Below are 25,033 nucleotides of genomic sequence, written 5' to 3'. Positions count from 1 at the left end.
GTAAGGGAACGCTGATTCCGTCTAAGTATGCCATCCCCCGTTGGGGCTTATAATTTGTCCGGTTATGTAGCTCGATTCCGGAAGCGCGAGAAAATAAACGAGCGATGCGATTTCCTCCGGAACGGCGAAGCGGCCGACAGGGATGCCTTCTTCGATCGCTTTTTTCTCCTCGGCGTTGAAGCCGCTCATCATTTCCGTATCGACGGCGCCGGGAGCTACCGCATTAACGGTAACGCCCGACGGCGCCAGCTCCTTGGCCAGCGCTTTGGTGAAGGCGTTGATTCCGCCCTTCGCGGTCGAATAAACAACCTCGCAGGAGGCGCCTGTCAATCCCCAGATGGACGAAACATTGATGATTCGTCCGAACTTGCGTTCGATCATCGCCGGCATGAACGTCTGCGTGCACAAGAACGTGCCCTTCACGTTTACGCTCATGATTTCGTCCCAATCCGTCTCCGAAACGTCCGAGAGCAAGCCGTAATGCGAAATGCCGGCATTGTTGACCAGGACGTCGGGCTGCAGCCCGTGAAGATCGAGCTTCTCTTTCATTCGCTCGATCTGCTCCTTCGATCGGAGGTCTGCGGATACCGTCAGCACCCTCGCGCCTTTTTCCAGGCAGCGGCGGGCAACCTCATTCACCGCTTCATGCGCTTGTCGGTAATGCAGGATGATGTTCATCCCTACGCCGACGGAGGCAAACCGTTCGGCAACTGCGGCTCCTATGCCGCGGCTCGCCCCGGTGACTAAAACGGTATATTCGTTGATCGCCCGATTCATGACGCTTCCTTCGGATCAGCGACGATCGAAACGGCGAGCTGCTCCCAGTTAAAGTGTTCATGAAGCCTCGTGTTCACTTCTTCCAGCGACATATTCCGGTATATGGTCAGCATGTCGAACGCATCGGCTCCTTTAAAGCGATAATCGGTATATAACCTTGCGATCGATTCCGGCGAGTTCAGCATGCGCAGAAACCCGCCTATTTTTTTATTGCGGCTCCGCTCGAAATCTTTCTCGCCGATGCCGCGTTCCAGCTCATCGTTTACAAGCTGCTTGATGCGCTCCAGCAACAGCTCGGGGTCGCGCGTATCGCCTCCGATTACCGAGAACGTATACCCCGGCGTACAATTGAAATCGGCGCCGAAATTGTCCGAAATAAGCTTCTCGTCATACAAAGTCTGGTAGATCGCCGACGTAGGGCTGAACAAAATATCCATCATCAGCTTCGAAGCGCATTCCTTCTCCAGAAGCGCCTGTCCTTCTATCGGGTCATGCGCTTCCTTGAAGCCGAACAAGCATTTGGGCTGGGATACCGGCAGCCTGGTAACTTTTTGGGGATTGTGGACGGAGTCCGGCTCGGGCTGAAAAATCCGTTTGATTTCGCCTTGCGGCTCGAACGTCTTGGCCGCCTGATTCCGGCGAACGCGGTCGATCACTTCCTCCGCATCCACCCCGCCGACTACGAAAACGCTCATATTGGTCGGATGATAGAACGTATGGTAGCACTCGTACAGCATTTCTTTCGTTATTTGGGAAATCGATTCGATCGTTCCCGCAATGTCGATCCGTACGGGATGCGCGCTGTACATCGCTTCGATCAGTCCGAAATAGGAACGCCAATCGGGATGATCCTTGTACATGTTGATTTCTTGCCCGATGATGCCTTTCTCCTTCTCGACGTTCTCGTCCGTAAAGTACGGATTCTGCACGAAATTCAGGAGCGTTTCCAAGCTTTCCATCACATGATCCGTAGCCGAGAACAAATATACGGTGCGGTCGAAGCTTGTAAACGCATTGGCGGAAGCGCCGTAAGAGGCGAATGTTGCGAAAATATCGCCGGTCGGCTCCTCAAACATTTTATGCTCCAGGAAGTGCGCGATGCCGTCAGGCACTTGCACTTCTTGCTTGCCTTCGACCTGAAAATGATTGTCGATCGAGCCGTATTTCGTAGAAAACGTCGCGAACGTTTTGTGGAAGCCTTTTTTTGGCAGCACGTAAACATCGAGTCCGTTGTCCAGCTTCTCGTGGTAAACCGTTTCGTTCACATGCTCATAGCGGATGACGTTCATCGGCTGCTACTCCCCTTTCAAGTCCCGCAGGAAATAGATCGTATCGAGCTTTACTTGATCCGCGATGCGGCGAATATCCGACGTGCCGATACGCTGCACATCGTCGATCAGCCCTTGTACGGAACGCTGCCGACCGGATAACACGCTGTTGAAATCGAAAGCGATCGTTTCGTAAGCGGAATCTTGAATTTGCCTTAGCTGGTTGGCGATCATCGCCTTCGTTTGCGTCATCTCCGTATCGGTAATTTCGCCTTCCTCCATCGCGGAAAGCTGTTTGCGAATGATGTCTACGGCCTTCTCGTAATTGGCGATCTCGATGCCGGATTGAATCGTCAGTATTCCCTTATGTCCGTCCAAACGGGATGAAGCATAATAAGCAAGGCTTTCTTTCTCCCGAACGTTAATGAAAAGCTTAGAATGCGGATATCCGCCCAAAACGCCGTTATACATAAGTGCGGCCGCATAATCGTCTCCGGCATAAGTGGCCTTGGTGCGCAACCCCATATTCAGCTTGCCTTGATTGACGTCGAGTTTTTCCACAACCGTTTTGACCTTCTCGACGGTCGGCTGTTTGGTTTCCATCAAATACCCCGACGCTTGACCGCCTGCGCCGCGGAATTGCGACCTGACGATGCCCTCGACTTCGGCCAGCGTCGTATTGCCGACTACATATAAGTCGATCGGCGAGGTTTGAAGCCAGTTCCGATAAGATTCGTAAAGCGATTTTGGCGTGATCGCTTCAAGCGATTCGATTTGTCCGAGCGGATGAAGCCGATAAGGCTCGCTTTTGCACATTTCCTGAATACAGCGTTCTGCCGCATAAGAAGCTTTGTCGTTCACGATCGCTTCCAGCTTCTTCTGAACCGTATTTTTCTCGGCTTCCACATATTTGGCGCTGAACGCGCCGTCCTCCAGCAGCGGATTCGTAATCGCTTCCCCGATAAATGACAATGCTTGGGCCAGCAGCGTACGCTCCTCTTGCACGTACCGGTCTTCGACGATATCCATGCGGAATTGGACGATTTGGTAATCGCCGCGTTTATAAATATCAAAGCCGAATCCCGCTCCGTACAAATCGTCCAGCCGTTCGCGGAACTGCTTCGTTTCCGGCAGCGACGCCGTTCCCCTCCGCAGCACGAACGGAGCAAGCGCTACGGGCGTTACCGTTTGTTCCGACAAAGGCGTTCCTATGTATACGGAGACGGCATACGTTTTAAACTGCTCCGACGGCAGCACATGCAGCCGGATGTTTCCAATCGTCGTACGTTCGAATGACGCATTCATCAATTGCATCGAACTCCCTTCCGCCTCGATTCATTTGGCAAAAACAGCTTTCGTGTCGACTATTGCAAGCTGTGAATGCCGCTTATCCCATTATATTCCTACGTCATGCGAAGAAGCAACCGGACGGACGGCCTGACGAAAATGATCGTAAAGCGTTTCGCCGGTCGTTCGAACGTTGCTTCTTCTGCCATTACTTTTATACTATTGTCCCCAAGGCTTTGCCGATGCTTCTATTTGCAAAATATATGTTTGCCGATCGTTTTTATTTGCGTTCTTGTCCAAATCCATTTGGACGTCGCGGTTTCCGGGTTAAAGTAATAAATACATCCGTTTGTCGGATCGTTTCCGTTTATCGCTTCGCGCACGGCTTTTTTGGCCGTCTCGTTCGGCGTCAGCCAAATTTGCCCGTCCGCTACCGCGGTAAAGGCTCCAGGCTGAAAAATGACGCCCGAAATTGTATGCGGGAAGCTGGGCGATTCCAGCCTGTTCAAAATAACGGCGGCTACGGCGACTTGACCGATATAAGGCTCGCCGCGCGATTCGCCGTAAACCGCATTCGCCATAAGATTCAAGTCATTCTCGGAGAGCCCTTGCAGGGATGGCGGCTTTATTACCGCACCACTGCTTGTACCGCCGCCTCCGCCTCCGCCACCGGTATTGCCAGCATTGCCTCCGCCGCCCGCCGGCGCCGAAGGCTTCCAACTGCGAGTCGCTTCCCACAGCTTAAGCTTTGTTTTCGGCCCGACGATCCCATCGACCTTCATGCCGAATTCCGACTGAAACCACTTGACTGATTTAAGCGTGTTGTACCCGAAATCGCCGTCGATATTTCCATAATAAAAACCGAGATGCTTAAGCCGGCCTTGCAGCTCGTAAACGTCCGAGCCTTCAGCCCCGTATTTGATTGTCGCTTCGCTGAACGTTTCTTGCGCCGGCTTGTGATTCTTGAACTGAATGCCGACAAGAAGGACCGCCACGAGACCGACTGTAATGACGAGAAGCCGTTTGTTCATCGCATACTCAACCTTTCCTCATCTTGGTGTACTTGGTGCAATGATTCATGGAAGTTATTATTTGATAGGCCGCCCGGTTCTATTCCAATCTTTTGCGAACATGTTAAACCGCCACAAAGTGGCGCAAATCTCGAATCCTGCAATGCCTCCGATTGCATAGCGGGGAGGCTGAAGTTCACTTAAAGATATTGAAGGTTTCCGTGAACGGACCGCCCCAATCAATACCCGCTCAAAATGAAGCGAAGTCATCGACGCAAATCTCGGCTGCTTTTCAGGCACCAAAATAAAAAGCGCATTAGATACAGGCCCGCTTGTCGGCAGACTTGTATCCAATGCGCTTATGCAGCAAATTTATTTCTCAGGCCTAAGAGCTTGCTTTCATGGCGTGAAATTGCTCGATCGTCATCAGCACCTCACGAGGCTTGCTGCCCTCGTAAGGCCCGACAACCCCCTTGGCTTCCATCGTATCGATTAAGCGGGCCGCACGCGTGTAACCGACGCGCATGCGCCGCTGCAGGAGCGATACGGATGCCTGCTTCCCTTCCAGTACGATTTGAACCGCCTGGTCGTAAAGCTCGTCCTCGAACAGGTTCTCCTGTTCCGTCTGCTCTTCGAGCTGCGGCACCATTTCCTCTTGATAATTAGCCTGCTCCTGGTTGCGGACAAAAGTGACGACTGATTCGACTTCCTGATCGGATAAAAACGCCCCTTGAACGCGAACCGGCTTCGAAGCGCCCACCGGAAGGTAGAGCATGTCTCCGCGTCCCAGCAGCTTTTCGGCTCCGACCATATCCAGAATCGTACGGGAGTCGACCTGTGAAGACACGCCGAACGCGATACGCGAAGGAATATTCGCCTTGATAACGCCAGTGATGACATCGACCGAAGGACGCTGCGTAGCAATGATCAAATGGATCCCCGCCGCCCTCGCCATTTGCGCCAGCCGGCATATCGCATCTTCGACGTCTCCTGCCGCTACCATCATCAGATCGGCAAGCTCGTCCACGATGACGACGATGAACGGCAGCGGATCGCCAGGATTCGGGTTGCCCGGATCCGTAAGCATGGCGTTATAGCCTTCAATGTTGCGCGTGCCGCTTTTGGAAAACAGCTCGTATCTTTTTTCCATCTCGACGACAACCTTCTTAAGCGCTAGCGAGGCTCTTCGCGGATCGGTAACGACAGGCGCCAATAAATGCGGAATCCCGTTATATACGTTAAGCTCGACCATCTTCGGATCGATCATCAAAAATTTCACTTCATCCGGCTTGGCTTTGTACAGAATGCTCGTTATGATGCCGTTGATGCACACCGATTTCCCCGAGCCGGTCGCGCCGGCGACAAGCATGTGAGGCATCCTCGCAAGGTTGCCGACAATCGGCTGCCCCGCAATGTCGCGGCCAAGCGTCACGGACAGCTTCGAAGCGGCGTCGTGAAAAGCGCTGGACTCCATAACCTCGCGTAAGGTAACGACGGAAACCTCCGAATTCGGCACCTCGATGCCGATTGCGGATTTACCGGGAATCGGCGCCTCCATCCGGATGTCTTTGGCAGCCAAAGCAAGTGCGATGTCATCGGTCAAACTGACGATTCTGCTGACCTTCACGCCGACATCGGGCTGCACTTCATAACGAGTAACGGAGGGTCCGTGTACGACCTCCAGCACCTTCGCGCGAACGCCGAAGCTTTCGAGGGTCGCCTCCAGCTTCCGCGCATTCGCCTTATGATCGAGATCTCCCGATCTTCCGGAGCCCGAAGGCTTCGATAAAAGCTGGTAGGAAGGCAATTGATACGGCTTTTTGCTGCTTGCAAGCGCAAGCGGCTTATCCGTATCCGCGACCTCATCGGCTTTGTCGTCCGAACTGCTTGCGCTGCCGGATGTTGCTTGAGCGGGGCCGGACAGCATAGGCGTATCTTCCCGCTGCTCCTGAAAATCGCGAATATACGGGCGCTGATCGTCATCCGTCTCTTCATCCCCGCCGTTCGGAAACTGCTGCTCGTTTACGGCAGCCGGAATAACGGTAATCGGCTTCGCGCCTTTTTGGACAGCCGGCTGATGAACCGTCTGCCCTTGAATCTCGTCAAGCTCCTCTTCCTCGTCGTCGCGCCGATCAAGTCCTACGAGATTCTCTCGCTGCTTGCGCAAGGAAGGCAGCAAATGAAAGATGGGCGACTTCTTATCCGCCTTCTTCTCGTTCTTTTTGACCGGTTTTGCCGAGGCATACGTCTCCTCTTCGAAATCGTCGTCGAGAGGCGGCACGTACGCTTTCCGCTTGGACGGCTTACCCGATTCTTCCTGCGGAGCGCTAATAGGCACCAAGCTGCGGGAACGATTCGAGAACAGCTCCGAATATTTGCTTCTCAATGCCGCAGCCATTTCGCCTATCGGCCGTCCTATTCTGCCGCCGATGTCGACAACGGATAGTCCGGTGATAAGAAGGAAGGAAACGACAAATAAAGCATAAACCAGGAAACGCGATCCCCAGCCTCCGAACAGGAAGTACAGGCAGGCGTACAGTATCGCGCCGATCATGCCCCCGCCGACATCCGTTTGCAAAATATTGCTTTTGCCGCCGGACGCCTGAAGCCCGTCCATCATACTCTGCCATGTCGAACTGACGATGTAGGAAGGAGCGGTAAAATCCGCGTTCGGGTCGAGCAAATGGATCATCGACATATGATTGTACAGCACGAGTCCGCCCAGCAGCAGGACCAAACCCGTTTTGCGTACGCTCCATCCGCCCGGCCATGCCCGTTTGATAAACACGTAAAGCCCTATGTAAATAAAAACGACCGGTATGACCCAGTCCATCGCACCGATAAGAAATCGGAACAAATATGTAAGGGACCTTGCCACCCTGCCTTCTCGCGACAATGCGATAACGGACAACACCAGAATGATGATCCCGTATAGCTCGTACTTAATGGAGAGCTTAAGTTTCCTTTTTTTCTTCCGGCCTTTTGCCAAAACGGTTCACCCCCGATAACTAATTATACCATATTGTCGGGGCGCTAGATACAATCCGTTGCACGCATAACCAATGGCCTATTGACTTTTCAGGAACATTTGTTCTCGTTCGTGTTTTACGGGTGAAATTCGATTACCGTTCCCGGCATATAAGCCGGATTCAAGTAGTCGTTCGGATTTGGGCTATACAGGCGCACGATTTTGGCTTGCTGCATATTGAGCATTTCCACCTGCATATTCATTCCGTTAATGTTCACATCGACATATTGCGGTTCCTTCCCCAAGCCTTCCCAAAGCGTTTCAGGCGCCACGGCCGAATAAATGACGGTCATTGCACGACACCCCCGTTCTGCAGTTGCTGCCTTCTTTGCTCGATGCGCTGGTTCAGCTCGCGGATCGCTTCGCCGACCCCTCCGATTTGATCGATCAGCCCGTATTTCACGGCATCCGCACCGATTACAGTCGTACCGATATCGCGCGTCAATTCGCCGGTCTTAAACATGAGCTCCTTAAATTTTTCTTCGCTTACGCGGGAATGGCGGGTCACAAAACGAATGACGCGCTCCTGCATTTTGTCCAAATATTCGAAGGTTTGAGGCACGCCGATTACAAGTCCGTTCAATCGAATCGGATGGATGGTCATCGTCGCGGTTTCGGCAATCATCGAAAGATGCGAAGAAACGGCAATCGGCACCCCGATGCTGTGACCTCCGCCGAGCACCAAAGTAACCGTCGGTTTCGAAACGGATGCGATCATTTCCGCAATCGCGAGTCCCGCCTCCACATCTCCGCCTACCGTATTCAAAATGATCAGAATCCCTTCGATCTTCTGATTTTGCTCGGCCGCCACAAGCTGCGGAATAAGGTGCTCGTACTTGGTCGTTTTATTTTGAGGAGGCAGTACGATGTGTCCCTCTATTTGTCCGATGATCGTCAGGCAAAAAATATTCGACTCATTGCTCGCCACATTTGTTTGCCCGAATTGCTGCAAGCTTTCGATCGAAGCCTGCTTTTTTTGTTCCTCTGCGGCCGGCTCCACCGGAGCCTCGTTTGATTTATCAGCCATATAAAATGCCTCCTTTTCCATTGCCCCCTTAGTATGGATATGGAAGGCGTTTTTATACGCCGCCGCCGCGAGAAACAGCCTCTTCAAAGCAAGCAAAAGCATCAAATAAAAAAGCTTCCTCGGCCGGGTTGCCGGGAAGCCTATTCATTAATTTCAAGTGACTTAGAAGGTGAGGATCAAACTTCCATTATGATTGGGAGGATCATCGGTCTTCTTCTTGTTTGCTCATATAAAAATCTTCCTAATACGTCTTTAACATGCGTCTTCAACGAGGCCCACTCATTTACGTTCTCGTTCATCAGCTTATTCAATGTACCGGTCACGATACGATTCGCTTCTTCGAGCAATCCTTCGGATTCGCGCACATAAACGAAACCGCGAGAGATGATGTCGGGACCGGACAAGATCGCCCCATCCTGCTTGCTAAGCGTTACGACAACAACCAGTATGCCGTCCTGTGACAGCAGCTTGCGGTCGCGAAGCACGATATTGCCTACATCGCCTACGCCAAGCCCGTCGATCAGGATGTTGCCGGTAGTCACTTTACCGCCCTTGCGTGCGGATCCGTTCTGAATCTCGACCGTTTCTCCATTGTCCACGATAAAAATATTTTCCCGATCGATACCTACAGTCTCCGCCAATTGTCCATGGAGACGCAGCATCCGATATTCGCCGTGAATCGGAATAAAATATTTCGGCCGCATCAAATTAAGCATCAGCTTCAGTTCTTCCTGACTGCCGTGCCCGGAAACGTGCACGCCGGAAACGGAGCCTGGACCGTAAATGACGTGCGCTCCCAAACGGAACAGCTCGTCGACAGTTCGTCCGACATATTTTTCATTGCCCGGAATCGGCGTTGCCGCAATGATTACGGTGTCGCCAGGCAAAATATCCACTTTGCGATGCGAAGAACGGGCCATCCGCGTGAGCGCCGACATCGGCTCGCCTTGACTGCCTGTCGATAAAATGACGACGCGGTCAGCCGCAAGCTTATTCACTTCTTCAGGCTCGATCAGCATGCCGTCCGGAATGCGCAAGTAGCCAAGCTCCGATGCGATTCCTACGACATTTACCATACTCCGTCCGATTACCGTCACTTTGCGTCTAGTCGCATAAGCCGCATCCATCACTTGCTGAATACGATGAATATTAGATGCGAATGTTGCTACGACGACGCGCTGCTTCGCTTTGCGGAACACTTCTTCCAGCTCGACCCCAACGCTCCGTTCGGAGCCCGTATAACCCGGGCGTTCGGCATTCGTACTGTCCGATAGAAGCGCTAACACGCCCTTCTGGCCGATTTCCGCCATCCGGTGCAAGTCGGCATATTGCTCGTTCACAGGCGTTTGATCGAACTTAAAGTCCCCCGTATGAACGACTACGCCTTCCGGTGTTTCGAGCGCCACGCCGACCGAGTCGGGTATACTGTGGTTCGTCTTGAAGAAGGAAGCCTTGATCGTGCCGAGCTGAAGCTCGGAATCCGCCGTGATCGTAATTCGTTTCGTTTCGCCGAGAAGACCGACTTCCTTCAATTTCGCTTCGATCAGGCCGAGCGTTAATCTCGTTGCATAGATCGGAACGTTTAATTGCTTCAATACGTATGGAAGCCCGCCGATATGATCCTCATGACCGTGAGTGATCAGAATGCCTCTCACCTTGTCGCGATTCTCAAGCAAATATGTGATGTCGGGAATGACGATATCGATCCCCAACATATCTTCATCAGGAAATTTCAATCCGGAATCTACAACCACAATATCATTCGCATACTGGATTACATACATGTTCTTTCCGATCTCGCCCACGCCGCCCAGAGCGAAGATCACCAATTTATCGTTATTTTTTTTTGACAAGAAAATAAACCTCCTTATTTAAATTGACGACGATCCGTATTTCCCTTACATAAGAACCCGCACCAGTCACTTGGAATCATTATACATGATTAAAAACCCTAAATACAAGTAAAGCCATTACGAAATAGATTGCCCAAAAAAAGAAAACCGATGCTGTGAGCACCGATTTAGACTTTCCTCAACCTAAGAGCGATTGAATGAACTGTCCTTCTTGTTCGGTAACATCGATCAGCGGAAGTCTTACGCTTCCTACTTGAAGACCGCGAAGACGAAGCGCATGCTTGACCGGAACCGGATTCGGCACGCGATGCGGGCAATTGAACAAGCCTTCAAAAATCGGCAGCAGCTCTTGATGCAGCTTGGCCGCCTCCCTGACTTGTCCGTTCGAATAGACCTCGATCATCCGCTTCATTTGTTTGCCTGCGACATGGCTGGCGACGCTGACGATTCCATGACCGCCGACGGCAAGAAGCGGCAGCGTCAAATTATCGTCCCCGCTATACACATAGAAATCGGATGGCGCGCCGGCGATGATACGCGTCATCTGATTCAAATCGCCGCTCGATTCCTTCATTGCGACGATGTTTGGAATTTGGGCAAGCCGCAGCGTCAGCTCGGCAGACATATTAACGTTCGTCCGGCTCGGAATATTGTAAAGCATAATCGGCAGATCGACCGCTTCGGCAATCGCCTTGAAATGCTGGTAGATGCCTTCCGTCGACGGCCTGTTGTAATAAGGCGTAACAAGAAGCAGACCGTCCACACCGGTCTGCTTTGCCAGCTTGGAAAGGTGGATGGAATGCGCCGTATCGTAGCTTCCCGTGCCGGCAATGATTTTGGCACGCCCTCCGGCATGGCGAACGGCTGTCTCGAACAAACGCAGCTTTTCTTCTTCCGTCAGCGTTGGCGATTCGCCGGTAGTTCCGCAAATGACCAAGCTGTCGGTTTGCTGCTCTTCGATCAAATAATCAATCAAGCGCTCCGCTTCGGACCAATTCACCTGCATCTGTTCGTCGAACGGGGTAACCATCGCTGTAACAATTTTTCCGAAATCCATTGCGAATCCTCCTAAATATGCAGTTGAAACTTATTGTGCAGGATGCGGACCGATTTCACGAGATCCTCACCGCGAACCAGAATCCATATCGTCGTATTTGAATCGGCCGATTGCAAAATACCGATATCCTCTTCAGTAAGCGCTTCAACAATATTTGCCATTATTCCCGGAACGCCGTTAATGCCGCCTCCGATTACTGAAACTTTGGCGCAGCCCGTCACGGCATGCGGTTCATAGCCCATTGCTCTTAACGTCTCTAACGCCCTTTGCGATTCGTGATCGAAAACCGTATAAACGACTCCCGACGGATTCACGTTGATGAAATCTACGCTGATCTGCTCCTGTGCCATCGCTTTAAATACGTTTAATTGCAAATCGTACTGTCTTTCGTAATTGACAACCTGGATCTGCGTAACATTGGCAACATGAGCGATGCCTGTCACGTATCGGTCGTTCAACGGCTTCGGATCGCCCTTATGCATTGGCGGTGCGGATACCCATGTGCCCGGATCGTCGGAGAAAGTCGACCTCACCCGAACCGGCATGTTCGCATGCATGGCGATTTCAATGGCGCGCGGATGAATGACTTTGGCACCGTTGTTCGCCATGTTGCAAATTTCGGCGTATGTTACGCGCTGCAGCGGTTTTGCATCGTCCACAATGCGCGGATCCGCAGTTAATATCCCGTTTACGTCGGTAAAAATATCGACAAGCTCCGCCTTCAGCGCGGCGCCTAACGCGGTTGCCGACGTATCGCTTCCGCCACGTCCGAGCGTTGTGAAATCATCCTCGGCCGTTTTGCCTTGAAAGCCGGTTACGATGACGACCCGATTCTGTTCCAGCAGCTCAAGGATTCTGCTCGGCCGAATGGACAATATTTGCGCGTTGCCGTATTGGCCGTTGGTCAAGATACCGGCCTGCGCACCGTTAAGAACCGTTGAGGGAATGCCGTCGGCGTTCAATAAACTGCAGAGCAGAGCGGCGGAAATGATTTCGCCGCAGCAAAGCAGCATATCTTTCTCCCTCGCCGGGAGTCGGTCGCCATTATCCTTAACCAGCTGAAGCAGCGTGTCTGTAGCGTAAGGCTCCCCTTTTCTTCCCATCGCGGATACGACGACTACTACGTTCAATTGCTCCTGCAGCGCATGGCGGATATGATTGATTACATGTTCTCTGGCTTGTGCGGTGGAAAGGGAAGTGCCTCCGAATTTTTGAACCAAAATTCGCATGAGGGTCCTCTCCTTTTTCCCCACAAAATGAAGTGAAGCTTCGAAGCTTATTCCGGGTACTTAACGGAGACCCCGAAAATCCGAAAGCATCCCCGTAAAGCCCGGCTACCAAGGAAACGCCGACTGGCATCAGCTACCATAGCAGGGCTGCGCATGCGACCCTTCGGCTTTCTGCTTCATCGGCGAGACGTTAAGTAGCATCTATTGTTCGATCGCGATATATTCGCCGATCTGAACCGCATTCCATGCGGCTCCTTTCAGCAAATTATCGGATACGATCCACATATTCAGTGCACGCGGGTTAGAAAGATCGCGGCGTACGCGCCCTACGAACGTATCGGTTTTGCCGGCGGCCTCGGTAGCAAGCGGATATTGCTGTTCCGCAGGATTGTCTACCAGCACGATCCCGGGTGCATCGGCGAGAAGCCGTTTTATCTCATCGATATCGAAATCTTGCTTCAATTCGACATAAACCGACTCCGAATGCCCGTAGACGACAGGTATGCGTACGCAAGTCGCCGTCACCTCAAGCGATTCGTCATCCATGATTTTTTTCGTTTCTTTAATCATTTTCATTTCCTCGTTCGTAAAACCGTTATCGAGGAATTTATCGATTTGCGGTATTGCGTTGAAAGCAATTTGATGCTTAACCGGCAGTGAAGAGACTGGCAAAACATCCGGCGCAACCTCATTGCCGTCCAAAACCTGCTTCGACTGACGGAGCATTTCGTCGATGGCGCGGGAGCCCGCGCCCGAAACGGCTTGATACGTCGAAACGATGATACGGGAAATGCCGTAACGGTCATACAGCGGTTTAAGCGCCGCGACCATTTGGATCGTCGAGCAGTTCGGATTAGCGATTACACCTTGGTGCCCGTTGATTTTATCGATGTTGACTTCAGGCACGACCAGCGGAGTTTCCGGATCCATGCGAAATGCGTTCGTATTGTCGATACATATGGCTCCGGCGGTTACCGCATGCGGAACAAGCGCTTTGCTCACATCGCCGCCCGCGCTGAAGAACGCAATTTCAACGCCTTGAAAGCTTTCCGGCGTCGCTTCTTGTACAGTAATGTCGCGGTCCTTGAAACGAATCGTTTTGCCTGCGGAACGCGCGGAGGCAAGCAGCTTCAGCTCTTGAACGGGGAAATTGCGCTCAGCCAGCAATCGGATGATTTGTTCGCCGACGGCTCCGGTTATTCCGACTACAGCTACGTTAAACAGCTTCTGATTCGACATGGGTAGCTCTCTCCCCTTTGAGATCGTGCTTGATACCAAAACGATCTAATAATTAAACCTTTCGATTACCATCGGCTGCAGCTGTTTGCCTTGAAGGGCCGCCTCGCAGGTTTCCATCACAAGATCCATCCTCGCCACCAGCGAATTAGGTTTTGCTTGCGGGGCATCCTGGCCGAAAGGCACGAAGTAGATGTTTTTAGTAATAAGCAGCTTGGCGATATTGGTGGCGTTAAGCCCCAAACCGTCATTCGTGGAGATGGCGAGCACAAGCGGGCGCTGATTGCGCATTTGCGCTTTGGCGGCCATAAGAACCGCGCTTTCCGTCATCGCGTTGGCAAGCTTGCTCGTCGTATTCCCTGTACAAGGAGCAATTACCATAACGTCCAACAGCTTCGAAGGGCCTAACGGCTCCGCATCTACAATTGTAGAAATAATATCATTCCCGGTTATATCTTTCAACTGTTTTTGCCAGTTTTCCGATGTTCCGAAGCGGGTATCGGTCGTCATGATCGTATTCGTCACGATCGGAACGACCTTCGCGCCGGCATCCACGAAACGTTTAATATGCGGCATCACTTCCGGCAAGGTGCAGTGCGACCCGGCCAAAGCGAAACCAACGGTCAATCCATGCCAATCCATCACGCATTCCTCCTGTTTCTTTCCTCTTCCATCAGTTGACTAAGCGTTTGGGCGATTATACGACCCGCCGTCTTCGGAGCAACGATTCCAGGAAGTCCAGGAGCAAGCATCGCTTTGATTCCGCGCTTCTCGGCAAAACGGAAATCCGTTCCGCCGGGCTTGGAAGCAAGGTCGATGATTAGCGCGCGATGCGGTATATTGGCAATGATTTGTGCTGTGATTATCATAGTCGGAATCGTATTAAAAAGCAAGTCGATGCCCGCGACCTTTTCGAACAAATCCTTGATATAGAAGGGCTCGAAGCCCATCTCCCAAGCCCTTGCATACTGCTCCGGCTTGCGTACGCCGACCTTCACTTGCGAGCCGAGTCCCTGGAGCGTTCTGGCCATCGTAAGCCCCGTCCGCCCCATTCCCAACACCATGCTTTTGGACCCGTGAATCGTAAAATCGGTATTCTGGATCGCCATCATGATGGCGCCCTCCGCCGTCGGAATCGAGTTGTAAATTGCGACATCGTCCCGGTCGAACAGCTCGACAAGGCCGATGCCGCTGTCGTCGCACAGCTTTTTCAAATAATCCTTGGCCATCCCCGTATAGATGACGGCATGCTTCGGCAGCGCACCTATATGCTCGATCGTAAGCTTCAATTCGTCCGAGCTGAATATCGTATGAACTATCCCCTGATCGTCAGTGCCGACAGCCGGCAGCACGACGGCATCAATATCCCGAAATAAAGCTGTGTCAAGCTGGGATTTGGTAATGCCGCTGAACGCGTGCTGCAAGTTATCAAAGCCGACCAGCTGGATCGTCGCATCAAGTTCGGACAATATTTGAATCACTTCGAGCTGCCTGGCATCGCCACCGATAAAAAGCACATTTATGCCGGTGAGCATATTGCTTGAGCACCCCTCTCTCGCCGTTTTCGATAACATATATTATGCCATCGCCCAATAATGGGTTCCTGACGAGAAATCCGAAAACCTGTGCGACCCGATATCCTTCGCTCCAAGCCTCGATTAATGCAATAAAGGCTCCGACCGTTTGTAACGATCGAAGCCTTTCCTGTTTTATGCTTTATTTGGTTCCCGTATGGCCGAAGCCGCCCGCACCCCTTGCGGTTTCCGTCAATTCTTCTACTTCCGTAAGCGAAATTTGCGGAACGAGCTGAAACACCATCTGCGCGATTCGTTCGTTGCGCGTAATCGTGAACGCTTCCTGACCGTGGTTGATCAACAATACTTTAACTTCCCCCCGGTAATCGGCATCAACCGTGCCAGGCGAGTTTAATGCCGTAATGCCATGCTTGAACGCAAGACCGCTGCGCGGCCGGATTTGCGCTTCCAGCTCGCCGGGCATGCTCAAGGCAAAGCCGGTAGGAACAAGCGTCCGCTCCCCAGGATTTAGCACAAGCGGTTCGCTGACGGCTGCATATAAATCGAAGCCGCTGGCAAGCTCGGACATTTTACGCGGAAGCGATATATCTTCATTGCCCGGAAGGCGTTTGATCTGTACCGTATGAAGCAAGCTGATCCCTCCTGAATTGTTGAATCGCACCGTCGTTCTGGCCGACCATAGCCAGCGAGAACGGTTGAGAGAACAGATTTTTGGTCAACGACCGAATATGCTCCATCTCGACCGCCTCGATGCGTGCGATCGTTTCGTCAAGCGTATAGTGTTTACCGATCATAAGCTCGTTTTTGCCCAGCCGGTTCATGCGGGCGCTCGTGCTCTCGAGGCTCAGGATCAAGCTGCCCTTCAGCTGTTCCTTTCCTTTGCGAAGCTCTGCATCGGTCATTCCGTGCACGATGATTTCCTCGATGACATCCATCGATACCTTAAGCACTTCTTCCGTTTGCTTCGGGGCCGTACCGGTATACAGCGTAAAGAGACCGCTGTCCAGATGTGCGGAATGGTAGGAATAAACCGAATAAGCGAGTCCGCGCTTCTCGCGGATTTCCTGGAACAACCGGGAGCTCATGCCTCCGCCGATCGTATTGTTCAGCAGGATCATCGCATATAATTGCTCGTCCTTGAGGGAGCAGCCCGGCAGCGATAAGCAAATATGATTTTGTTCCGTTTTTTTGGCGTGAAAAATCGAATCGCCGATGAATGACGGCTCGCTATATGCAAATGGCGCGCCTGTTGCGGCAAAATGACCGAAATGCTTTTCGAGCAGCTCGGTAATGCTGTCGTCAATATTGCCGGCAACTGCAATAACCGTATTTTCGATCGTATAATGATCAGCCATATAGGCTTTCAGACGCTCGGAGGTCATGCTTTGCAGATTGGCCTCCGTACCGAGTATCGTCATGCCGAGCGGATGATTCCCGTAAGCGGCTTTCGCCAGCAGGTCATGAACCAAATCGTCCGGCGTATCCTCGTACATCGCAATTTCTTCGAGAATGACGTTCCGCTCTTTATCGAGCTCTTGCTTATCCATCTGCGAGTTAAAAAACATATCGGACAAAACGTCGACAGCGATAGGCAGATGTTCATCCAATACTTTGGCATAATAGCAAGTATATTCCTTCGTCGTGAACGCATTGACGTTGCCGCCGATCCCGTCGAACACTTCCGCGATATCCTTTGCGCTGTAGCGGTCTGTCCCCTTGAACAGCATGTGCTCGATAAAATGCGTAATCCCGTTCTGATCGGGGGCTTCGTTGCGCGAGCCCGCTTTCACCCAAATGCCGAACGATACGGAGCGGCAGGTCGGAATTTTCTCCATCACTACGCGTAAACCATTAGTTAATTCATGCTTAATCAAAGAAGTACCCCCCAAGTGAACCCCACAAACATGCCACATAAGTAAGCGAGCTTCGTTTTCTTGTATGATCGTAAGTTTGGCTTTGAACCGTTATGCTATGCCGGAGAATGGTCGTTTATCAAGCTGCGGGGCGCCACAATAATTTTGGCCGATTCCATGCTTACTGAAGCAAAGTCGTCTGCACATCGGGAACGCGGTTCGGGGAAAGCAATTCGCTTACAGTCCCCAATACAAAGCCTTTTCGCTTGATTTCTTTGATCATAGCCTCCAGCGCCTCACTCGACGATTTCGTCGGATGCATCAAAATCATGGCGCCAGGCTCGATCCTTTTGGCTATTTTGCTTACAATGGCTTCCGGCTGAGGCCCTTTCCAATCCACCGTATCAATCGTCCAGAGCACCGTTCTCAGCTTCAGCTCGTGCGCAATCTGCACGGTTTGCATGTTGAAATCTCCCGAAGGCGGCGCAAACAGTTTGTTCTTGACTCCCAGCTCCTTCTCAAGCAAAGCTTCCGTCTTCGTTATTTCCTCGATTGCGGCTTGCCTGCCGAGACGGCTCATATTTTTGTGGGAGTAGGCATGATTGGACAGCTCGTGGCCGCTTGCTCCGATCTCTTTAGCAACAGGAATATTTTTCTTGAGCCATGATCCATCAAAGAAAAATGTAGCATGAACGTTCTCTTTATTCAATATGTCAATCATGGAAGGGATAAATTCGTTCCCCCAAGCGACATTGATCATCAGGGAAACCATCGGTTTTTTCGGATTACCTTTGTATACCGGCTGAGCGCCTAAATCGTCGAGATTAACCTTCGGCTCCAGCTCCCTATATACGAATGGAACCTCCTGGATCGGAGTCAAAGGCTTCGTAATTTGCAAGGTGCGCTCCAAGTCGACTTCCCGACCGTTGTATCCGGGAATCGCCTTCCAGACCGAATCGACTCTCGCATCGATCGGCTCGATTCTCCGTTTGGCCGCTTCTTCTTTCACCTGAAGCAGCCACTGTTCGCGCTGTCCTTCGTCGCTTGCTCTGCCGGCCTGTTTGCCGGCTGCAAATACGGGCATGGCCGCTTCACCGTATACCGTACTAGGCTTCTTTAGGTTACGGATATAATCGTCGGCACCCGTTAGGGCCCCAATTTGCGCAATTAAAATGGCGGCACCTAGCGCGCCGAGTGCACGCAGCAATCGATTCATGGCGTTGTCAGCTCTCCATTCCATTTCGAGGATACGATCGGCATGTATGATTCGCCCGAAGCCTGCAAGCTTCCAGCCGCAATGAAGCCGGCGATTCAACCGGCCGTCATTACATTAAGATGCTTCGTTGTCCCATACATATGCGCTTGTCTACTTGCATAGACCAGTTGTCCGTATCGATCCTTCAAAAATGGAAGCCATTCTACCCTGCCGGCCTCAAAACAAAAAAGAGACAGACTGCTCTGACTCTTTATGTGAAATATTGAAATTGTGCTTACTTATTGCTGTTTCTGCGGCTGCTGCTGGCTCTGCTGCGGAAGCGTGGCTTTACGGGACAAATTGACACGGCCTTGATTGTCTATTTCCGTTACTTTTACCGTAATTTGATCGCCGATGCTTAACACGTCTTCGACTTTGGCAACGCGCTCCGTAGAAATTTGCGAAATATGAACGAGCCCTTCTTTGCCGGGGAGCACTTCGACGAAAGCGCCGAATTTCTCAATGCGTTTAACCGTCCCCAAATAAGTCTCGCCGACGACAACCTCGCGTACGATGCCTTCGATAATTTGCTTCGCACGTTCGTTTGCATCCGCGTTCGAAGACGCGATATACACTTTCCCGTCCTGCTCGATATCGATTTTTACGCCGGTTTCTTCGATAATCTTGTTGATGATCTTACCGCCTGCGCCGATGACCTCGCGAATTTTATCCGGATGGATCTGCATGACCGTAATTTTCGGAGCATATGGAGACAGCGATTTTTTCGGCTCGGAAATATGCGCCAGCATTTTATCGAGAATGAACATGCGTCCTTCGCGGGCTTGCGTGAGCGCTTCGGATAAAATGCTTCTGTCGATGCCGTTGATTTTGATGTCCATCTGAATCGCCGTTACGCCCTTCGCGCTGCCGGCAACCTTGAAGTCCATATCGCCGAGATGGTCTTCCATGCCTTGGATGTCCGTCAGGATGGATACATGCTCGCCGTCCTTGATGAGGCCCATCGCCACGCCCGCTACAGGCGCTTTGATCGGTACGCCGGCATCCATCATCGCCATCGTGCTTGCGCAAATGCTCGCTTGCGAAGTCGAACCGTTCGATTCGAGCACTTCGGATACAAGGCGGATCGTATACGGGAATTCCGTTTCGGAAGGCAGAACCATCTGAAGCGCCCGCTCGCCCAATGCGCCGTGACCGATTTCCCGACGACCCGGAGCGCGCAGCGGTCTGGCTTCGCCTACGCTGAACGGCGGGAAGTTGTAATGGTGCATAAACCGTTTCGTTTCCTCGAGATCAAGGCCGTCCAGCATTTGAACGTCGCCAAGCGCACCGAGCGTACATACGCTGAGCGCTTGCGTTTGTCCGCGCGTGAACAAGCCTGTACCGTGCGTTCTTGCAAGAATACCGGTATCGCATTCGATAGGCCGAATTTCCGACAGCGTTCTTCCGTCCGGACGCACTTTATCATGCGTGATCAAACGGCGAACTTCTTCTTTGACGATATCGTAAAGCACTTCTTTGACGTCGTCGATTTTATCGAGGTCGTCCGCATATTGCTCCGTGAAATGAGCCACAGTTTCCGCATTGACCGCATCGATCGCGTCTTGACGAGCATGCTTCTCAGGAATGCGTACCGCTTCGACAAGGCGTGATGCCGCGTAGCCGCGAACTTCGGCGTTAACCGTTTCATCTACGCTATGTAGCTTCACTTCCATTTTCGGCTTGCCGTTCTCCGCCGTAAATTGGTCGATCGCGCCGACGATTTTCTTGATTTCCTCATGCCCGAACATAATCGCTTCAAGCATAACTTCCTCAGGCAGCTCGCGCGCTTCCGCTTCAACCATCATGATGGCATCCTTGGTTCCCGCTACGACGAGGTACAGATCACCCTTCTCGGACTGTTCGACGGTAGGATTGATGACGAATTGACCGTCAACTCTTCCTACGATAACGCCGCCGATCGGACCGTTGAACGGAACGTCCGACAATGCCAGCGCCGCCGATGTGCCGATCATAGCTACGATTTCAGGCGAGTTATCCTGCTCGACGCTCATAACGATGTTGACGATTTGAACGTCGTTGCGGAAACCTTCCGGAAACAGCGGACGAATCGGCCGGTCTGTCAGACGGCTGGCCAAAATCGCTTTTTGCGTGGGACGCCCTTCGCGTTTTACATAACCGCCTGGAATTTTGCCGACGGCGTAAAGTCTTTCCTCATAGTTAACCGTTAGAGGAAAAAAATCAAGGTCCTTCGGCTCTGTCGAAGCTGTTACCGTACATAGTACGGCCGTATCGCCATATCTTGCCATAACGGCTGCATTCGCTTGCTTGGCCAGCCTACCCGTCTCTAAGGTGAGCGTTCTACCGGCCAATTCGATTTGAATCTTTTTCTCCAAAGCTTTCCCTCCTCCACGTGTGCTTTAAATGTCTGTTGTCCGGCTGGCTGCCCGTCCATCCGCCGTGCGGAAGCCGGTCCGGCATTCTCCGGTGAAACGAGTCGGTTACAAACCTTATTTTACTTCTGCACACTGTTCATTATTTCCTTCTTTTTGAACAAATAAAAGATCGTAAATGTCCCCCTTACCAATAACTTTTGTCATTCGTGCCTATCATCCGCGAAAGTCGGTTCAGGCACGAAAAAGGGGGTATCGGACACTCGGCAGAGCACAAACTTCTGAGATATATGGAAAAACGCCTGCAGGCGTCTTGGACGCTGGCGTTTACCATGGTGTAAGCATACTTTCTTATAACGAAGAAAAAGCAACCTGTCGACCGCACAGGCGAGCCCATACGGCAGAACAAAGGTTGCTTCTCCGAACGTTTACTATCTGCGCAATCCGAGTTTTTCGATAAGTGCGCTGTAACGTTTAACGTCCTTGTTTTTCAAGTACGCGAGCAATTTGCGGCGCTGACCGACCATTTTAAGCAGACCGCGACGGGAATGATGATCCTTCTTGTGCGTCCGCAAGTGGTTGGTAAGGTTCACAATGTTTTCCGTAAGGATAGCGATTTGTACTTCCGGGGAGCCTGTATCGGTTTCATGAACCTTATGCTCCGAGATCAATTGCTGCTTACGACCTTCTGCTAATGCCATCCTGTTCACCTCCTTAAATCAATGGAATCGCCGTCAGCCCAGTAATCGTCGGTGATACGAGCAACCAAGCTGCGGTTCTCGGCGCGATACGACGTTCGTCGTCCGCGACCGTAAATCAGTATATCATATATGAATAGCGAAAGTAAAATTGAAATCTTATAAAATACGAAAATCCGAAAGTTCGCCAATTTCCGCCGCCGTTATTTCGGATGCGCAGCCAAACGTTCGCGTGCCGTTAGCGAATCGCGTTCGATTTGGCGCACGAGCTCGTCGACCGAGCCGAACTTGCGCTCCTCGCGCAAATAATCGAGCACTTCCACCGTCAGCTCTTGGCCGTATATCGTTTCGTCGAAATCGAACAGATGAACCTCGATCGATTGCTTCATTTCACCCGTGGCAAAAGTCGGCTTCAAACCGATGTTCATGACGCCATCAAGCTTCCGCGAGCCTAAACGGGCCCGTACGGCGTAAACGCCGCGTTTCGGAATGACGTAAGCGTCTCCCGTATCGATGTTGGCTGTCGGAAAGCCGATCGTACGTCCCCGCTTATCCCCTTCAACGACCGTCCCGCTGATCGTATACAGTCTGCCCATCAATTGCTCCGTTCGAAGACTGTCGCCTTCCTGCAAGCATTCCCGAATCAGCGTGCTGCTTACCTTATCGCCGTCCATATGAAACGGGCGCACGACTTCAACCGCAAAACTGCCTTTTCCGAACAGACCGAGCGTATCCGCAGTCCCTTCGCCCTGATAGCCGAAACGGAAATCGAAGCCGACGACAACCGTTTGCACCGCAAGGCGGCGAAGCACTTGGTCGACGAACGTTTCAGGGGACAGCCTCGAGAAGGCCGTGTCGAAACGGACGATATAAACGGAGGCGACGCCCAGCTTCTCGAGCAAGTCCAGCTTGTCCGCCGACGGCGTGAGCGTTTGCTCGTATTTGCTGTGACCGAGAATGACCCGCGGGTGCGGATCAAACGTCATGATCGAAGCGGGAATATTCAGCTTATGAGCCGTGCCGAGCGCGCGGCGGATGACTTCCTGATGACCGAGATGTACGCCGTCGAAATCGCCGATGGCCAGCACCTGCGACTCCGGCACCGCACCTTCCGGCAGATCAAACGGGTATGATAACGGATAAACATTCATGCGAATCTCACCTGTCCTATCCAAATCAGTTGCCGATTCATCGATGCCAGAGCAACCGATGAGGACGCTCCGAACGGGAGCGATGCGGCAGGGCGCCTCCCTAAGGGCAGCGTATGCCGCTACATCCGATTCATCAACGTCCTGTTCTGACATTTACCTAGCTTCGGAAAACACTTTCTCCGGACGCAATACCGCTGCATCGGGTTCAAAGCGAAAAATACCGAGGAACGTCCCGTCCGGCGCAAACAGACGGAATAACCGGTCGTCCGGCACTTCTGCAGGAGGCGCCGCCGGCCGAATCTTCTTGCCTTGAAGCGCGTCTGCGGCTTCCTTATCGGTTACGGATAACGCCGGAACATGCGGAATGGCGGCAGCGGTATCGATCAGCTTCGACTGAAGCTGTCCTTCCTTTACCAGTCGGCCGATATCCTCCAAGGTCAAGCAATTCTCTTTCGTCATCGAGCCGGTGGCCGTTCGCACCAAATCGGACATGACGGCCGGGTAACCGAGCGCTTGTCCGATATCCGCACACAAAGTGCGAATGTACGTTCCCTTCGAGCAATCGACGCGAAACCGTATTTCCGGATGCCTCCTGTCCAAGTCCATGGACAGCAAGTTTATGCCGTATATTTCGACATTACGCGCTTTGCGTTCTACTTCTTTGCCGAGTCTCGCAAGCTCGTAGAGCCGTTTGCCATCCACCTTGACGGCGGAATACATCGGCGGAACCTGGCTGATGACGCCGACAAAAGAGCGTATAACGCGCTCCGCCTGTTCAGCGGTAATTTCTACGCGTTCCGCTTCTGCGATCACTTGTCCGGTCGCATCCTCCGTATCCGTAGCATAGCCGACGGTCAATGTCGCTTCATACTGCTTCGGCAGATCTTGTATGTATTCGACGACGCGCGTCGCCCTGCCGATGCAGAGCGGCAGCACGCCGGTCACTTTCGGATCTAACGTACCCGTATGCCCGATGCGCTTTACGCCCAGTATGCCGCGAACCTTTGCCACTACATCATGCGATGTGAAATCAACCGGTTTCCAAACCGGCAAAACACCTTCAAAACTCATCCGAGTACCTGACCTACTTCCTTAACCACGCGTTCGACTACCTGTTCGATCGTACCCTCGACCGTGCATCCGGAAGCCCGAACATGCCCGCCTCCGCCGAAAACCTGAGCGATTGCCGAAACATCGACGCGGCTCGCCGACCGCAAACTGACTTTCACGGTATGCTCATTGGCCTCGCGGAACAATATGCCCACTTCAACACCTTCGATATTGCGGGGATAATTGACCAGCCCCTCGGAATCCTCTTTGGTTGCTCGGGCTTCCGTCATATCGTCCCGCGTCACCGAAATCCAAGCGATTTGGCGGTCGTTTGCGAATGCCAGGCTTTCAAGCGCCTTGCGAAGCAAGATTACTTGTGCAAGCGTAAGATTTTCCAAGAGTCTTTCGGCCAGTTCATGGCCTTTGACGCCGTGCTGGATCATTTCCGCTGCAATCCGCATGACGTTCGGAGTCGTATTCGAATAACGGAATCCTCCCGTATCGGTCAACATCCCCGTATATATGCATCTGCATAACGCCTCGTCCCACTTCATCCCGAGACTTACGGCCAAATCGTATAAGATCTCCGCCGTTGCCGCAGCGTCCGGCTTAATAAGCTGAACGGAACCGAAGCCGTCATTCGTAGGATGATGATCGATATTCAGCAAGACCGCGTCCTCCGCAAAAAGCTGGCTTACATCGCCGATTCTTGCGAAGTCCGCGCAGTCTACGCTGATAATATGACGAAACGTCCTTTCGGGCTTGGCTTCGGAATTATCGACGATTCGCCCGTGCCCCCACAAGCAATCGAATTTAGGCGGAACCGGTCCTTCATTAATCATGATGAATGTTTTGTTCAACCGTTCCAGCATCCACCCGACTGCGAGCGTCGAGCTGGCGGCATCTCCATCAGGGTTCAAATGGGATACCACCAAGAAATCGTCATGCTCGCGAATAAAATCGGCCGCCATCGACAATTGCCGCTGATAGGAGGTCGACGGTATCGTCATGCTTCCGGCTTCTCCTCGTTCAGCTTGCCGAGCAGCGATTCGATCCGGCTGCCATACTCGATCGACGTGTCGAATTTAAAAATCAATTCCGGTACGACGCGCAGACGAATTCTTTTGCCGAGCTCCTTGCGGATGAATCCCGTCCCGCTTGCAAGCGCCTTTAACGTGTTCTCCTTCTGCTCGTCGGTACCGAATACGCTCAGATATACTTTCGCTTGCGACAGATCATTCGTAGCTTCGACGCCCGTTATCGTCAGAAAACCGACGCGGGGATCCTTAAACTCCGTCTGAAGTATAGTCGTAAGTTCTTTCTTGATTTGTTCGCCGACTCTGCCAGTTCGAACCTTTGCCATCTAAC

Annotated in this window: 22 protein-coding genes; all 22 read right to left on the bottom strand. The window is 52.2% G+C overall.

The window, feature by feature from the left end:
* Positions 1-21 precede the first annotated feature (21 nt).
* Entirely contained in the window at positions 22-777 is a 756-nt protein-coding gene (ymfI, locus tag DQG23_RS00695; RefSeq protein ID WP_113028881.1) for an elongation factor P 5-aminopentanone reductase, read from the bottom strand.
* Positions 774-2,066, bottom strand: coding sequence for an EF-P 5-aminopentanol modification-associated protein YfmH (yfmH, locus tag DQG23_RS00690; protein WP_113028880.1), 1,293 nt, complete (start codon positions 2,064-2,066; stop codon positions 774-776). The genes ymfI and yfmH overlap by 4 nt, the downstream gene beginning before the upstream one ends.
* 6 nt (positions 2,067-2,072) lie before the next feature.
* A complete protein-coding gene (gene yfmF, locus DQG23_RS00685; RefSeq protein WP_420330194.1) occupies positions 2,073-3,353 on the bottom strand; it encodes an EF-P 5-aminopentanol modification-associated protein YfmF in 1,281 nt (426 codons plus the stop codon).
* 227 nt (positions 3,354-3,580) lie between these two features.
* A complete protein-coding gene (sleB, locus tag DQG23_RS00680; RefSeq protein ID WP_113028879.1) occupies positions 3,581-4,363 on the bottom strand; it encodes a spore cortex-lytic enzyme in 783 nt (260 codons plus the stop codon).
* A gap of 364 nt (positions 4,364-4,727) precedes the next feature.
* Positions 4,728-7,331 carry an FtsK/SpoIIIE family DNA translocase gene (locus DQG23_RS00675; RefSeq protein WP_113028878.1) on the bottom strand — a complete coding sequence of 868 codons (2,604 nt, stop codon included), beginning with the start codon at positions 7,329-7,331 and terminating at the stop codon, positions 4,728-4,730.
* A 116-nt stretch (positions 7,332-7,447) separates the two neighbouring features.
* A complete protein-coding gene (locus DQG23_RS00670) occupies positions 7,448-7,663 on the bottom strand; it encodes a YlzJ-like family protein (RefSeq protein WP_113028877.1) in 216 nt (71 codons plus the stop codon).
* Positions 7,660-8,397 (bottom strand): ClpP family protease, encoded by a 738-nt coding sequence (locus DQG23_RS00665; protein ID WP_113029530.1) that lies wholly within the window; start codon positions 8,395-8,397, stop codon positions 7,660-7,662. Before DQG23_RS00665 ends, DQG23_RS00670 begins: the two co-directional genes overlap by 4 nt.
* Before the next feature lie 176 nt (positions 8,398-8,573).
* The gene (locus tag DQG23_RS00660) at positions 8,574-10,250 is read right to left on the bottom strand and encodes a ribonuclease J (RefSeq protein ID WP_113028876.1); all 1,677 of its coding nucleotides are present in this window, start codon (positions 10,248-10,250) and stop codon (positions 8,574-8,576) included.
* A 178-nt stretch (positions 10,251-10,428) separates the two neighbouring features.
* Positions 10,429-11,307 carry a 4-hydroxy-tetrahydrodipicolinate synthase gene (gene dapA / locus DQG23_RS00655; RefSeq protein ID WP_113028875.1) on the bottom strand — a complete coding sequence of 293 codons (879 nt, stop codon included), beginning with the start codon at positions 11,305-11,307 and terminating at the stop codon, positions 10,429-10,431.
* Between the two features lie 11 nt (positions 11,308-11,318).
* Entirely contained in the window at positions 11,319-12,536 is a 1,218-nt protein-coding gene (gene dapG / locus DQG23_RS00650; RefSeq protein ID WP_113028874.1) for an aspartate kinase, read from the bottom strand.
* A gap of 201 nt (positions 12,537-12,737) precedes the next feature.
* The gene (locus DQG23_RS00645) at positions 12,738-13,775 is read right to left on the bottom strand and encodes an aspartate-semialdehyde dehydrogenase (protein ID WP_113028873.1); all 1,038 of its coding nucleotides are present in this window, start codon (positions 13,773-13,775) and stop codon (positions 12,738-12,740) included.
* 45 nt (positions 13,776-13,820) lie between these two features.
* Positions 13,821-14,414, bottom strand: coding sequence for a dipicolinate synthase subunit B (locus tag DQG23_RS00640; RefSeq protein WP_113028872.1), 594 nt, complete (start codon positions 14,412-14,414; stop codon positions 13,821-13,823).
* On the bottom strand, positions 14,414-15,307 hold the full coding sequence (gene dpsA, locus DQG23_RS00635; protein ID WP_113028871.1) for a dipicolinate synthase subunit DpsA: 894 nt from the start codon (positions 15,305-15,307) through the stop codon (positions 14,414-14,416). The genes DQG23_RS00640 and dpsA overlap by 1 nt, the downstream gene beginning before the upstream one ends.
* A 181-nt stretch (positions 15,308-15,488) precedes the next feature.
* Positions 15,489-15,938 carry a dUTP diphosphatase gene (gene dut, locus DQG23_RS00630; RefSeq protein ID WP_113028870.1) on the bottom strand — a complete coding sequence of 150 codons (450 nt, stop codon included), beginning with the start codon at positions 15,936-15,938 and terminating at the stop codon, positions 15,489-15,491.
* Complete coding sequence (locus DQG23_RS00625) at positions 15,898-17,181, bottom strand: M16 family metallopeptidase (protein ID WP_113028869.1); 1,284 nt, start codon at positions 17,179-17,181, stop codon at positions 15,898-15,900. Before DQG23_RS00625 ends, dut begins: the two co-directional genes overlap by 41 nt.
* A 160-nt stretch (positions 17,182-17,341) precedes the next feature.
* Positions 17,342-18,376, bottom strand: coding sequence for a polysaccharide deacetylase family protein (locus tag DQG23_RS00620; protein ID WP_113028868.1), 1,035 nt, complete (start codon positions 18,374-18,376; stop codon positions 17,342-17,344).
* 278 nt (positions 18,377-18,654) lie between these two features.
* Positions 18,655-20,769, bottom strand: coding sequence for a polyribonucleotide nucleotidyltransferase (pnp, locus tag DQG23_RS00615; RefSeq protein WP_113028867.1), 2,115 nt, complete (start codon positions 20,767-20,769; stop codon positions 18,655-18,657).
* Positions 20,770-21,197: 428 nt separating this feature from the next.
* A complete protein-coding gene (gene rpsO, locus DQG23_RS00610; protein ID WP_113028866.1) occupies positions 21,198-21,467 on the bottom strand; it encodes a 30S ribosomal protein S15 in 270 nt (89 codons plus the stop codon).
* Positions 21,468-21,667: 200 nt separating this feature from the next.
* The gene (locus tag DQG23_RS00605; protein ID WP_113028865.1) at positions 21,668-22,615 is read right to left on the bottom strand and encodes a bifunctional riboflavin kinase/FAD synthetase; all 948 of its coding nucleotides are present in this window, start codon (positions 22,613-22,615) and stop codon (positions 21,668-21,670) included.
* Positions 22,616-22,768: 153 nt separating this feature from the next.
* Entirely contained in the window at positions 22,769-23,686 is a 918-nt protein-coding gene (gene truB / locus DQG23_RS00600; protein ID WP_113028864.1) for a tRNA pseudouridine(55) synthase TruB, read from the bottom strand.
* Positions 23,683-24,675: a DHH family phosphoesterase gene (locus tag DQG23_RS00595; protein ID WP_113028863.1), complete on the bottom strand. Its 993-nt coding sequence runs from the start codon at positions 24,673-24,675 to the stop codon at positions 23,683-23,685. Before DQG23_RS00595 ends, truB begins: the two co-directional genes overlap by 4 nt.
* On the bottom strand, positions 24,672-25,028 hold the full coding sequence (rbfA, locus tag DQG23_RS00590) for a 30S ribosome-binding factor RbfA (RefSeq protein ID WP_113028862.1): 357 nt from the start codon (positions 25,026-25,028) through the stop codon (positions 24,672-24,674). The genes DQG23_RS00595 and rbfA overlap by 4 nt, the downstream gene beginning before the upstream one ends.
* Positions 25,029-25,033: the final 5 nt, after the last annotated feature.

Origin of the sequence: Paenibacillus contaminans, assembly GCF_003285015.1 — a bacterium.
Lineage (GTDB): Bacteria > Bacillota > Bacilli > Paenibacillales > NBRC-103111 > Paenibacillus_V > Paenibacillus_V contaminans.
The sequence above is the reverse complement of the archived record's forward strand: the minus strand, read 5'-3'. Positions and strand labels throughout refer to the sequence as shown.